At 69.7% G+C, this 12,876-nt stretch carries 7 protein-coding genes and 1 pseudogene; 5 read left to right on the forward strand and 3 right to left on the reverse strand.

The features are described 5' to 3' along the window. Window positions 1-228: 228 nt before the first annotated feature. Entirely contained in the window at window positions 229-2,703 is a 2,475-nt protein-coding gene (locus ABT061_RS41640) for an FxsB family cyclophane-forming radical SAM/SPASM peptide maturase (RefSeq protein ID WP_350928819.1), read from the reverse strand. Window positions 2,704-2,902: 199 nt separating this feature from the next. On the opposite strand from ABT061_RS41640, the gene ABT061_RS41645 reads away from it, so the two are divergent. Together ABT061_RS41645 and ABT061_RS41650 are read left to right on the forward strand one after the other, a co-directional pair. Then, a complete protein-coding gene (locus ABT061_RS41645) occupies window positions 2,903-4,180 on the forward strand; it encodes an FxsB family cyclophane-forming radical SAM/SPASM peptide maturase (RefSeq protein ID WP_451935883.1) in 1,278 nt (425 codons plus the stop codon). Beyond that, the gene (locus tag ABT061_RS41650; RefSeq protein ID WP_350928685.1) at window positions 4,177-5,481 is read left to right on the forward strand and encodes an HEXXH motif domain-containing protein; all 1,305 of its coding nucleotides are present in this window, start codon (window positions 4,177-4,179) and stop codon (window positions 5,479-5,481) included. The genes ABT061_RS41645 and ABT061_RS41650 overlap by 4 nt, the downstream gene beginning before the upstream one ends. An 11-nt stretch (window positions 5,482-5,492) precedes the next feature. On the opposite strand, the gene fxsT is transcribed toward ABT061_RS41650, so the two are convergent. Beyond that, on the reverse strand, window positions 5,493-8,024 hold the full coding sequence (gene fxsT, locus ABT061_RS41655; RefSeq protein WP_350928687.1) for an FxSxx-COOH system tetratricopeptide repeat protein: 2,532 nt from the start codon (window positions 8,022-8,024) through the stop codon (window positions 5,493-5,495). A 201-nt stretch (window positions 8,025-8,225) separates the two neighbouring features. On the opposite strand from fxsT, the gene ABT061_RS41660 reads away from it, so the two are divergent. From ABT061_RS41660 to ABT061_RS41670, 3 genes are all read left to right on the forward strand, one after another. After that, complete coding sequence (locus tag ABT061_RS41660; protein WP_350928689.1) at window positions 8,226-8,384, forward strand: FxSxx-COOH-like cyclophane-containing RiPP peptide; 159 nt, start codon at window positions 8,226-8,228, stop codon at window positions 8,382-8,384. A gap of 210 nt (window positions 8,385-8,594) precedes the next feature. Beyond that, window positions 8,595-9,485: an SIR2 family NAD-dependent protein deacylase gene (locus ABT061_RS41665; RefSeq protein WP_245651495.1), complete on the forward strand. Its 891-nt coding sequence runs from the start codon at window positions 8,595-8,597 to the stop codon at window positions 9,483-9,485. Then, window positions 9,482-11,485: a tetratricopeptide repeat protein gene (locus ABT061_RS41670; RefSeq protein WP_350928691.1), complete on the forward strand. Its 2,004-nt coding sequence runs from the start codon at window positions 9,482-9,484 to the stop codon at window positions 11,483-11,485. The genes ABT061_RS41665 and ABT061_RS41670 overlap by 4 nt, the downstream gene beginning before the upstream one ends. A 67-nt stretch (window positions 11,486-11,552) precedes the next feature. Here the strand turns inward: ABT061_RS41670 and ABT061_RS41675 are convergent. Beyond that, window positions 11,553-12,770 (reverse strand): annotated as a pseudogene (locus ABT061_RS41675) (MFS transporter); the annotation flags it as partial. Window positions 12,771-12,876: the final 106 nt, after the last annotated feature.

Raw genomic sequence — 12,876 nt, forward strand, 5'->3', positions numbered from 1 at the left:
GGCGAGGATCGGTCAGGTGGTGTCTCGCAAGGCGGAGGAGGGAGCCGCAGCGTGCTGCGGTGACCGGCGACAACGCGGCGAGACACCACCTGACCGGCCGCGGTAGGCAAAAAATCCGCAGGACAGGACCTAGGCCCTGTCGCCTGGATCTTCCGCCCGCCACGACCGGTCGGGCGGCGCCTCGCCGCCCGGCCGGCACCCGCCACGGCAGGATCCGGCGGGCAGGGCCTAACCGTTGCGTTCGAGCCAGCGCGCGTAGTGGTCGTCGGCGCGTGCGCGGCCCAGGGCCCGGGCGCGGGCCGGCACGCTCTCCTGTGCCCAGCGGTCCAGGCGCAGGGCCATTCCGGTCGCGAAGTTCTCGCCGGCCGGGGTCAGCCGCCCACTGCCGAGCAGGGTGCCGGTCACCAGGTGAGCCGCCTCGCGCCAGCGGAAGAACTCCGAGCTCGCGCGCAGGGCCGCCGCCCCGGTCTCCAGGTGGCGCTGGCGCATCCAGAAGCCGGCCACGCCCAGGAAGGCGTAGGCCCCCTGGAGCAGGCCGGGAACGGGACGGGGATCATCGCGCCAGGGAGCGTAGTAGCGCCTGCCGTCGTCGGGAAGGGTCAGGGGGACCAGGTCGAGCAGGGCCGAGAGCTTCGCGTGCTGCGTCTCGTGGGTCAGGGTGACCGCGAACGTGGCGGCGTCCGGCGGCGTCGACAGGGCCACGCAGCCGTAGGTCTCGCCGGATGTCGAGCTCGACTGGCCCCGGGCCGGGGCGACCAGCGGGGTGAGGACCGTGATCGCCGTGACGACCTCGTCGGCCACGGCGCGGTGGTGGCGCACCAGCAGATGCCACGCTCCCTCCAGCGTCGACTGCCAGCGCTCGGTCTCGGCCTCGGTCAGACGCCCGCCGATGTTCGTGGTCTCCGGCATCCGGTACGGGTCGAGGTCGTCGATGACCAGGTGGAGCGGCACGCCGTCCACCTCGGTGGAGAGCGATCGCAGGCCTCTCCACCCGGGAGCGTCCTGGCCCGGGTCGCGCGGGACGGTGACGATGACCCCGTCCGCGGTGACCTCGGCACCGCCCTCGGCACACTCCACCGTGGCCCACGAGACGGTCGGCGACAGGACCGCCTGGCCCAGGGAGGGCAGCGTGACGACCCCCTCCACCGCGGGCACGTCGATGTCGCAGGCCGTGCCCGAACGGATCGCCGCCGCGGCGGCGAGCGCGGCGAGCTGCCCCGGTGCCGCGTCCTCGGCGTGAGCGTCGAGCATCTTGATCGTCCGCCGCGCCCAGGCGCCCACCGAGGGATGGCGCAGAACGGTGCCGACGGCGCCGGGATGACGGCGCTGTACCGTGGCGAGCAGGTCGTAGGCACGGCGGGTGACGGCGGCGTCCGGGTGGCCGTTCGCGCGCGCGGCCTCCAGCACCCCCCGTACGAGAAGCACGTGCTTGCTGTGCTGCGCCGCGGAGAGCTTGGCGACCGCGGCGGCGCCGCCACCGCCGGCGGCGAGCTTGGAGAACACCCCGGCCGTGATCCGGTGCTCACGCAGGTTCATCGTGTCCCTTCCCCGTCGTTTCGATCGAGCCGACAGATCGGCCTCGACAGTGCTCTTGACGTGCTCGATGAGTCGGAGCAGGTCGGGGGAGTAGACGGAGGGGTTGGCGAAACCATGGCCGGAGCGGTAGCGGTGGGCGTACAACCCTCCTCCGCAGATCCGTGACACCGGGCAGGCCCGGCAGGTGGGGCACAAGGCCAGTTCGCCGATCTGGCGGGCGGCGATCGAGGGAAGGAGCAGGGCGTCGTCGAAGGAGTCACGTGTCACGTGCAGCCCGGTCTCGGGGGCTCCCTGGTAGGCCGACTTCAGCACGTCCGACTGCTCGATGCCGCCGTCGGTCTCCACCACCACCATCCCCGCGGGGGACAGGCCTATCTGCTCGCTCGACGACGAACCGCCGAGCAGCACGTGGATGATCTCGCCGAACAGCCGGACCCGGGTGGGCCTGCGCGCCGCGCCGTACCAGCGGTCGAAGATCGGGATGAGCCAGTCCGCGTACGGTGTCGTCTCCTCGTGGGGGAGCCGGCCGGCCGGGGGCGCCGACCAGTTGCCGTGCGGGAGCAGGAAGTCGACGGCCGGTGGGTCGAAGGAGAGGAGCGCCTCGTAGACCCCGATCGGGTCGTTTCTGAGGTCGACGGTGCACAGCAGGCCGCTGAAGAGATGCCTGAAGGTGGGCGAGGTCAGCAGCCGGAGGGCTCGGGACACCTCGGCATGGCTGCCGCGGCCGCCCGCGCGCCTGCGGCTGCGGTCGTGCATCGTCTCGTCACCGTCGAGGCTCACCCCGATCCGGATGTCCAGTTCGTCGAGGAGCCGCAGGTAGCTCTCGTCCAGGCGTAGCCCGTTGGTCTGCAGGCTGGCCCTGACCCGGGTGCCGGTGGCCGCCGAACGGATCCGGGTGACGGTCTCGCGGATCGCCTCGGGGCCGGCGAGCAGTGGCTCGCCCCCGTGCAGGATGATCTCGATGTCGCGCAGGCCGTGACGGTGGGCGTGCTCGGCGATTCTCGCGGCGGTGGCGGCGACGGTCTCCCGTGACATTTGTTTCGGGCGTGTCAGCCACGACGAATCGGCCATTTCGTACATATAGCAATATTTGCAGGCGAGATCGCACCTGCTGTGGATCTTCAGGATGAACTGCCGGAACGGCGTCGGTCTCCAGCCGTCGGCCATCAGCCTGCCGATGTCGAGAGTCGACGGCCACTCGCGCACCGCTGATCAGCCCCCTGATGAGACCACGTTATGTGATGCCCGAAAGATGCTTCCACGATAGATGATGGCCGGCCGCCGTTCCAGAGACGGATGAAACCCTTCGGTCATGTCGCGGAGACCACTATTTGTAAGCCTGGAACTTGACTATTTGGGCAAACTCATGCCAGATAGGAAATGGCGCAAGAGAGGTGTGCCGCGTTTGCCTGAGAAACTTGACCCTATAATCCCGTCACCCAGAAGCGTGTTCCCGGCGACGCTCGATGTCAGGGGATTGCTGGAATCAGGGTGGCGACCGGCGGCTTTCCGGCAGTTCATCTTGAAGATCCACAGCAGGTGCGACCTCGCCTGTCGCCACTGCTACGTCTACGAGATGGCGGACCAGTCCTGGAGGGCGCAGCCGAGGCGCATGTCGGAGGCGATCGTCGACCGCACGGCGAAGCGCATAGCCGAGCACGCGCTCACCCACGAGCTGGCCGAGGTGGAGGTCGTTCTGCACGGCGGTGAGCCCCTTCTGGCCGGGCCGGATCTCATCTCCTACGCGGTGCGCACCATCAGGGGGGCCGCCGCCGACGTCGGGACCCGCGTCCACGTCGGTGTGCAGACCAACGGGCTGCGCCTGGACGAGAGCTACCTGCGGCTCTTCGACAGCCTGGAGATCCGGGTCGGGGTGAGCCTGGACGGCTATGCGGAGGGTCACGACCGGCACCGGCGCCATGCGGACGGCAGGGGGAGCCACGCGAAGGTGGCGGCCTCGCTTCGCAGGCTGACCGGCGGTCCCTTCCATCACCTGTTCAGCGGCCTGCTGTGCACCGTCGACGTCCGCAACGATCCGCTGGCGACCTACGAGGCGCTTCTGGAGTTCGATCCCCCGGCCGTCGACTTCCTGCTCCCGCACGGCAACTGGTCCACCCCGCCGCCCTTCCGCGTTCCGGAGGCGGGGGTGACGCCGTACGCCGACTGGCTCATCCCGATCTTCGACCGCTGGTACGGATCGGCCGCCGACCAGACGGAGGTCCGGCTGTTCCGCGAGATCATGCGCCTGCTGACGGGAGGCGCCTCGCGCAGCGAGACCGTGGGACTCTCACCCGCCCGGATGGCCGTGGTGGAGACCGACGGCAGCATCGAGCAGTCGGACATCCTGAAGTCCAGTTACCACGGGGCGGCCGCGACCCGCCTGCACCTGCTCCGCGACTCGTTCGACGCCGCGCTCACCCACCCGTCCATGGCCGCCAGGCAGATCGGCGAGCTCGGGCTGGCACCGGTCTGCCTGGCCTGTGACATCCACTCGGTCTGCGGCGGCGGGCTGTACGCGCACAGGTACAGCGAGGCGGCCGGCTTTCTGGGACCTTCGGTCTACTGCCCCGACCTGTACCGGCTGATCACCCATATCCGCACCCGGCTCGCGCGGGATGTCGCCAGGTTGAAGGGAAGCCGATGAGGCACGGTTCGCAGCAGGTGTCCGACAAGACGTTTCTCACGCTGGCGGCCGGTGAGGGCGGTGCCGGCGCGGTGGCCGAGCTGCGGGCCGCGCAGCGCGCCAGGAACAGGGTGCTGGTGCGAGGTGTCGTCGGCGAGGCGCGGTCGGCCGGGCATCCCGGTGCCGCCCTGGCGATGCGCGCCTACGGCCTGCTGGCCGATCTGGAGGGGCAGGCGGACGAGGAGGTCGAGCGCCTGCTGAGGTATCCGGCGGTGGGGGCATGGGCGTGGCGGACCTGCCGGTCCCTGCGGAGCGGGGGTGACAGCCGCGACGATCCCGCGCAGCTGGGCGCACTGGCCGTGGTGGTCGCGGTGCGGGCCCGGGTCCGGTGCCGGGTCCGGCTGCCCGTCCGCGACGGCACGATCATGCTGCCGTCCCTGGGGCGCCTCATTCTCCCCGCCGGTGCGCCGGCCACGGTCGACGTCGAGGTGCGGCCGGACGGGGACGGCGCCGAACTCGACGCCGGCGGCCTGACGGTCCGCGTCGACCCCCCGGGCGACCGGCCCGGCTGGCAGGCGCTGCACGGCTGGTCGGTGATCCCGGGGTTCGACCTGGTCGTCGACGACCTCGACCCGTACCGGTGGCCCGTGGAGGAGGTCACCGAGCCGCGGCTCGGCCGCGAGCGGCTCCGCGCGTGGCGGGCGCACCTGGACGACGCGTGGCGCGTCCTGACCGCCCACCACCGGCAGGTGGCGGAGGAGGTGAGCTCCACGGTGTCGGTGCTCACCCCCGTCAAGGCGCCGGACAGGGGGCAGAACAGCGCTTCCACCCGAGAGGCGTTCGGGACCGTCGCGATGTCCGATCCGTGGCACGGCCTGGGGCTCGCCGCCACGCTCGCGCACGAGATCCAGCACGCGAAGCTCACGGCGCTGACCGACGTGATCCCGCTGACCCTGCCGGACGACGGCAGACGCTACTACGCGCCCTGGCGGGATGACCCGCGCCCCGCCTACGGGCTGCTGCAGGGTTCGTACGCCTATCTCGGGGTGGCGGAGTTCTGGCGGAGGCAGCACAGGTTCGAGCGGGACGCCGAGGCGTTCCGGGCACGCGTGGAACTCGCCCGGTGGAGGCGGGGCGCCTACCAGGTCACCGGCACGCTGCTGGCCAGCGGGAGCCTGAACGAGCGCGGAGAGGAGTTCGTGGCCTGCATGAGGAGAACCCTCGAAGAGTGCGCCGCCGAACCGGTGGACGACCTCGCGGAGGCGCAGGCCCTCCGCGAGGCGGAGCGGCACCTCGACGCCTGGCGGAGGCGCAACACCTGACCCCGGCGTGATCAGATCGGCGGGGGGTCGAAGTCGCAGTCGATGCGCCGGCCCTCGCTCGCGAGGATGGCGTCGGGGTGGCCGGCCTCCAGGGGGCGCTCATACTGCCGCATCGTTTCGTGGTAGAGCAGCTCGGCCTCCTTCTCCGCGCCGGCGGTTCTCAGGTCGAGGACGAGGTTGCCGGCGCAGGCCAGGCTCAGGAAGTGGTTCTCGCCGAAGAGCTTCTGCAGCCTGCCCAGCGTCTCCCTGCCGAGCTCGCACGCCTGGGTGAACTCTCCCAGGATCGCCAGGTCCGTCTGGAGGCTGATGGCGCACGTCAGCGGGTAGTGGTGATCCCTGCCGACCTTGGAGATCAGGCCGCGCACCGCCTGCTCGTTCAGCCGGCGGGCCGTCTCGACCTCGCCGCGCAGGCGGTGCAGGATCGCCAGGTTACCGCCGCAGGCGAAGCCGTAGGGGTGCTCCTCGCCGAACACCTGGGGATACAGCGCGACCGTCCTGTTCGCTATCGCGAACGCCTCGTCGAGGTCGCCGGTCACCCGCAGGGAGTTGGACAGGTTGATCGCGGCCGCCATCGTGTCGGCGTGCTCGTCTCCGAAGAGCCGCTGGAGCCGGGTGTGCGTGTCACGCGCGAGGTCCAGCGCCTCGGAGACCTCTCCGGCCCGGCGCTTGGCGATCGACAGGTCCTTGGCCGTCAGCAGGGTGAAGTGATGGTCGAGCGTCAACTCCTGGACGCCGTAGGCGTAGGCCTCCTCGCCCAGGTCACAGGCCTCGGTGTAGTCGCCGCAGAGCCGTACCGCCCTGGCCAGGCCGTTCCAGGACAGCAGCAGGGTGCTCTTGCCGATGCCCCCCATCGCGTCGCTCATCTCCAGGTATGTCTCCTGGTGCAGCCGTCGTGCCGCCTTGTAGTCACTGGTCAGCGCGTAGTCGAGGGCCAGGCTGTTGAGCACGCGCAACGTGGCGGGGTCGCTGGGGCCCCGGTTGGCGATGTGGGCGTCCCGGGACTCACCGTCCAGCTTGCGGGCGGCGGCGAAGTCGCCACGGGCCCGCAGGGAGGCCCCGTACCCGTTGGTCGTCAGGAGCGTCTCGCGGTGGTCGGGGCCGAGGATGGCGCGCATGTCGTCGAGGGTCTGGTGGTCGACCTCGTACGCCGCGGCGTACTGGCCGAGCGCCCGCAGGACATTGCCCAGGTGCCGGTGCGCGACGAGCACGTCCAGGTGCTTCGGCCCGCTGACCTCGGTCCATCTCCGGATGAAGCTGGTGAGGAAGGAGTGGGCCGACTGGTAGTTGCCCGACATGTACAGGTAGCGGACCACGTTGAGGGCGAACTGCCTGGCCGCGGGGTCCGTGCACTCCTCCAGACCGGAGGGGGTGACGTGCGCGACCAGCTCCTCGAAGCTGCGCCACCTGTCGGTCTCGTCGGGGTCGTTCGGGGCGCTGCCGGCCAGCAGCACGTGCACCTCGTGCCGGATCTCCGTCTGATCCTCTTCCGGCAGGTCGTCACGGAGCAGCGCCTGGATCAGCCGGTGAACCTGGATCGTGCGGGTGGTGGGCTCGATCCTGGCCAGGGCGAAGCGTCTCAGCTCGCTCAGCGCCGTGGCGAGCAGGATCGGATCGGAAAGGATCTTGCTGAGCCGGGGGACGACGGCCTTGTTGCCCCTGCGGAAGACGTCGCGCGGAATGGGCTCGGGGCCGAAGAAGGCACAGCATCGCAGGAGTGTGATGGCCTCGGGGAGGCGGTCCTCCAGGAGCGACACCGACACCTTCCAGGCCGCCGTCATCGACAGCGGATACCCCGGTGCCCTGTTGGCGCCCAGCAGCCTGCTCGCCTGCTCGCCGAGCTGCTCCAGGTACTCGTCGACGGACATGCCGGTCTCGTACTGCAGCGCGCCGGCCTGCTCCAGCGCCAGCGGGAGGTCGCCGAGCTGCTCGGCCAGCCGCGAGGCGTCGTCGTCGGGAACCTCCCGGCGCAGGCGTTTCTTCAGGAACGCCACGCTCTCCTCGCGGGTGAAGACGTCGACCTGGAGGGTCTCGAAGTGGTCCTCCCACTTGGGGTTGCGCGAGGTGATCAGGACGTGACCCGGCCCGCGCGGGATGAACTCCTCGACCTGTCCCGGATCCTCGGCGTTGTCGAAGATCAGCAGCCAGCGGCGGTAGGGGTTGCCGCTCTGCAGCGTCCTGCGCACGGACTCGGCGGCCTCCTCGACACCGGTGGCGGAGGCGGGCGGCAGCCCCAGGTGGGGGGCCATCGCGGCCAGCGCGGACGGCACCAGCACGCGCTGGTCGGCGGGGATCCACCAGACGAGGTCGTAGTGCGACCGGTAGCGGTGGGCGTACTCGATGGCCAGGTGTGTTTTGCCGACACCGCCCCACCCCTGCAGTGCCTGGGGCTGGGGCACGACGGCGGTGACGGTGCTGATGCCCTGGCGGAGCCTGACAAGCAGGTCGTCCCGCCCGGTGAAGTTCCTGTTGCGGGGCGGCACCTTCTCCCAGACCTCGGGCTGCCGTTCCGGCACCGTGTTCGCCGCGTGTGAAAGCTCCACCACCTCGGGCCTCCGTTTTTTTAGCCAAAGGGATCGTACGGTCATCCTAAAGGTTGATTCGGCGAGTGGGGTATTACAGAATCGCATAGTAAGAAGAAAGCGGCCTGGATACCTTCGAAAGGGACGTCGTTTCGCATTTTTTAGGACGTCCCAAACCCGGATGGCGGTCGAGGCCGGATCTGGAGCGATGTAAGGGGAGCACGTATGCGCGATGACGGCTCAAGATCAAACGTTTTCGTCGACCTCGGAGGCCTCTCCCTGGAGATGCTCGGTGAGATCGAGGACCACTCCCTGCGGAGGGCGCTGGAGCCGTTGTTTCTGGAGACGGCGGAGCCGACGGCCGGATTCACCAGCTCGATCTGAACGGTCACCCTGCCGTTTCACAAGGGTCACGGCAGAAAGGTGATCGTGAATCATTCGCCTGCTCCGGGCGTGCCGTCGGGACAAGCGTCGGCGAGACAAGAGGTGCCTTCCCTCGCCGGAGGGATTGACCATGCCAATAGAGTCGTACGGCATCGAGTCCATGATCCGATTGGACCTCTTGCCCGTGAGGTGGTGCCCTGCGTGCATGACATGGGGGAGGCCGAGTGGGAACGCCTGCTCGACCAGTTGAACAGCGGGGACTGCACGCCGTTCCTGGGGTCCGGGGCGTGCGTGGGCACTCTGCCGACCGGGACGGCGCTGAGCCGCGACATGGCGCGCCGATGGGACTATCCGTTCGACGACGACCATGATCTCCCGCGGGTGACGCAGTTCGCGGTGATGCGATATGGGGATTCGGTATATGTGAAGAGGCGGATCTGCGACGAGCTCGACGCCGGGGGCGCGCCCGACTTCCTCGACCCCCTCGAACCGCACGGTCTGCTCGCGAGCTTCCCGCTTCCGGTATATCTGACGACAAACTACGACGACTTCATCCTGCGCTCACTCGAAGCCGTGGGAAAAAGACCGAATGTGGCAGTCTGTCCATGGAACAAAGGGCTGGCCTACGCCGAGGATCTGTTCAGCAGCGAGGCGGGCTGGAATCCCAGGCCCGAGGCCCCGCTCATCTATCACCTGCACGGCAGCCTGCAGGATCCGGCGTCGATAGTGCTGGCGGAGGACGACTATCTGGAGTTTCTCACCAACCTCGCCGTGGACGGTGTCGCGGGCGGCCAGCGGATGCTGCCCACCTCCATTCTCGCGGCGCTGACCAGGAGACCCCTGCTGTTCATCGGATACAGCCTGCAGGACTGGACATTTCGCGTGCTTTTCCATGGGTTGTTGAAAGCCGTTCCCGGAATCAACCGCCGCAGGCACGTGAGCGTCCAGCTCGCCCCCTCGCTCGCCAGCACGAAGGCGGACGTGCTGGAAGTCCAGCGTCAGCTGGCCAGATACTACGAAGACTGGCGGATCTCCATCTTCTGGGGGACGGCGGAGGAGTTCTGCCGTGAGCTGCGCCGGCGGATGGGACCGGTGCCGTGACCTCTGATGTGACCTCCGACCTTGTCCGGCCGTACGTCGGCCTGCGGGCCTTCCGCCGCGAGGACCGAGCCAAGTTCTTCGGCCGCGACAGGGAGGCGCACGAGGTCTCCGACCTGTGGCAGGCCGGGCGCCTGACCGTGCTGTACGGGCCGTCGGGCGTGGGCAAGACCTCGCTGATCCAGGCGGGCGTGCTCCCACTGCTGGACACCGGCAGGACCGACGTCCTGCCGATAGGCAGGGTGTCGCACGGCTCGCCCTTCCCCTCGGCCGCGCTCTCCCGGCACAACCCGCACGTGTTCGCGCTGCTGTCGTCGTGGTCTCCCACCGAGACGCCCACCCGGCTGGCGGGGCTGACGATCCGTGAGTTCCTCAGCCGGCGCCCGCCGCGCCAGGATCCCTACGGCGACCCGGTCCTCACCCTGGCCGCGATCGACCAGGCCGAGGAGCTATTCGGGGACTTCGCCCACCGCCAGCCGTACCGGGAATGGTTCATCGGCCAGCTCGTCGAGGCGCTGGACGACGACCCGAACCTGCGCCTTCTCATCTCGATCCGCGAGGACTACCTCGCCGCGATCCTTCCCCACGAGCCGAAGCTGGCGGGCATGGCCAGGAGCCGTTTCTCCCTGACCGCCCTTGACACGGGCGCCGCGGTCCGGGCGACCGAGGGCCCGCTGGAGGGAACGGGACGCTCGTTCGCCCCGGGCGCCGCGCGTGGCCTGGTGGACGACCTCCGCATGATCAGGGTCGGCAGGGCGCTGGGCGAGGAGGTCGTCGCCGACGCCAAGGTGGTCGAGCCCGTCCAGTTGCAGGTCGTGTGCTCGGCCATGTGGCATTCCCTGCCCGAGGACGTGCGGGTCATCTCCTCGGACCACGTCCGCAGGTTCGCCAACGCCGATCGTTCCCTCACCGACTTCTCCGAGCGAATGATCACCGAGGTGGCCCACGACCACTTCGGAGACGACGTCGCCGAGCTCAGGAGCTGGCTGCGCCGCTGCTTCATCACCGAACTCGGCACCCGCGAGGTCGTCTACCAGGGGGAGACCGTCACCGCCGGCATGCCGAACGCGGTGGTCAGGGCGCTGGTGGACCGCCACATCCTGCGTGAGGACATCAAGGCGGGCACGCGCTGGTGCGAGCTGTCGCACGAGCGTCTCATCCAGCCGATCCTGCAGAACGACCGCCTCGTCGTGCAGGCCGAGAGCCGGGCCCTTCCCGACGACTACCTGCGGGCCGCCGAGCTCTCGTTCCGCGACGGGGAGTTCGCGCTGGCCGCCAAACAGGCCGAGGAGGCTCTGGAGCGGTGTGGCGACAACACCAGGATCCGCGCGGAGATCGAGTCCTTTCTCGGCAACGTGGCGCACCGGCGGGAGGACTTCGAGAAGGCCGTGTCGCACTACCGCACCGCCGCGGTCCTCTTCGAGACGCTGGGGGCGACCTCGGCCGTTGGCGGCCTTCTCGCCGGGATCGGCCGGCTGCGGCTGGCCCAGGGGCGCCCCTCGGTCGCGGTGCGGGAGCTGTACTCGGCGATACGCCGCGTCCCCAACGACATGAGCATCCAGACCGAGCTCGCCTGGGCGCTCTGGTACGACGGCCATCCCGATGCGGCGCGTGACGTTCTCAACGACGTTCTGGGAAGGGAGGGAAACCTCACCGAGGCGTTGCGGGCGCGGGGCGAGATCCTCGCCGGGCTCGGCCAGGCGGAAGCGGCGTTGCGCGACCTCGACCGGGTCAGGCCGCTGCAGTGGCCCTCCACCCGGGCCGCCCACGCCCTCGCGCTGGCCCTGCTGGGGCGCTTCCCCGAGGCGAGGCGGGAGATCAGGGCTGTGCTGACCGAGGTGGGAGATCACGGTCCGGTGCTGCTGTATGCCGCCCGGATCGAGGCTCTGGCCGGCGACGCCTCGGCGGCGGCCGATCTGGCCCGGAGGTCGGGGACGGCGAGGGCGCCCACCCTCCCTGCCCATCTCGCGGCCGAAGCGGCTCGGCTGGTCGCCACGTCGTGAGCGCCCGCGTGGCCGCGTGGGCCTCGGCCGCCCGGACCTCCCTGGCCGTCCCGGCGAGGCCGAGCCGCCTATGGAGGTTCAGCAGTGCCACGAGCGTCACCACCAGGGCGACGCAGAACATCAGGCCAGCCAGGATGACGGCCGCCATCCGGACGCCCGCCACGGCGACCAGGGTCCCGCCGAGGGGGGCCGCGACGCACACGGCGCTGTACGTGACGAGCCGGTGCACGCTCATCACACGCCCGAGCTTGCCCTTGTCGACGGTGTCGACCTCGAAGGTCCTGATGGCCACGTTGCTGAGCGCCCCGGTGCACCCGGTCAGCAGTATCGCGAGCCCGAAGAAGATCGGCCCGGCACCGTACGCCGCGATGAGGAGCGCCAGCACCCAGATCCACAGCTGGGCGAAGAGCGTGGAGTTCCTCGGCTTGAGCCTGAGGTAGGGAGCCAGGCTCGATCCCGCCACCCCGCCCATCCCCCCGGCGGCCAGTACCAGGCCGACCTCGTAGGAGGGCAGGTTCGCCGACCCGGCAATGAAGATCATGATGAGCGCGTTGACCATCAGATTGGTGACCATGGTCAGGGCCATGGCCTTGCGCAGGAACGGGTGCCTCGCCAGTTCGTTGAAGCCGTCGGCGATCTCCCGCAGCAGGTGCCGTCCCGCCAGGCTTCTGAGCCCGTCGACGAGCCCGCCGGCGATCTCGCGGATCGCGTGCGACCGAGGCCGGCGCCCTCTCCCGCCGCCCGCCACGCTCAGCGGGGACAGCAGCGCCAGGAAGAACAGCGCGGAGTTCACCGCGAAGGACGCCACCTGCATGATCCCGAAAAGCCACCCGCCCAGTGGCCTGCCCGCCAGCACCGCGACGTGCGAGATCGTCTCGCTCCTGGCCATCGCGACGGAGACCTGGTCCCTCGGGACGAGGGACGAGATCAAGGCCGTCTCCGCCAGCGAGTAGACGACCCACAGCGTGCCCTCCAGGAAGGCCGCCACCAGTAGGTGCGGGAGCGACGGCCAGTCGAGGGCGAGTGCGAGGAACACGCTGAAGACGGCCAGCCCCCGCAGGGTCTCGGTGAGGAGCATGAGCGAGCGCGGGTTCACCCGGTCGGCCAGGACGCCCGCCGGAATGTAGAAGATCAGGACCGGAAACGTCAGGGCGAAGCTGGTCCAGCCCGCCTGCACCGGAGATCCGGTCAAGGCCAGTGCCAGGAGGGGATAGGCGACGCTCACGGCTCGTGATCCCACGGTGGAGAACGTCAGTCCCAGCCAGACACGGGCGAATTTTCTCATCGGCTAGTTCGAAGTCGCTCTCTAATCCCTGGCCTTATCACGACTTAGCCGCCCGCCGTCCCCGCCCGCGTCCCTGGGGACACTTCACAAGGCGACGGAGGATAGA

This window comes from Streptosporangium sp. NPDC002544, from assembly GCF_040295965.1.
Classification (GTDB): domain Bacteria; phylum Actinomycetota; class Actinomycetes; order Streptosporangiales; family Streptosporangiaceae; genus Streptosporangium.

Bases quoted from the DNA above. Each gene is read 5' to 3' on its own strand.
- ABT061_RS41640 (WP_350928819.1), bottom strand. From the start codon at position 2,703: ATGGCCGACGGCTGGAGACCGACGCCGTTCCGGCAGTTCATCCTGAAG.
- ABT061_RS41645 (WP_451935883.1), top strand. From the start codon at position 2,903: ATGCCAGATAGGAAATGGCGCAAGAGAGGTGTGCCGCGTTTGCCTGAG.
- ABT061_RS41650 (WP_350928685.1), top strand. From the start codon at position 4,177: ATGAGGCACGGTTCGCAGCAGGTGTCCGACAAGACGTTTCTCACGCTG.
- ABT061_RS41660 (WP_350928689.1), top strand. From the start codon at position 8,226: ATGCGCGATGACGGCTCAAGATCAAACGTTTTCGTCGACCTCGGAGGC.
- ABT061_RS41665 (WP_245651495.1), top strand. From the start codon at position 8,595: ATGGGGGAGGCCGAGTGGGAACGCCTGCTCGACCAGTTGAACAGCGGG.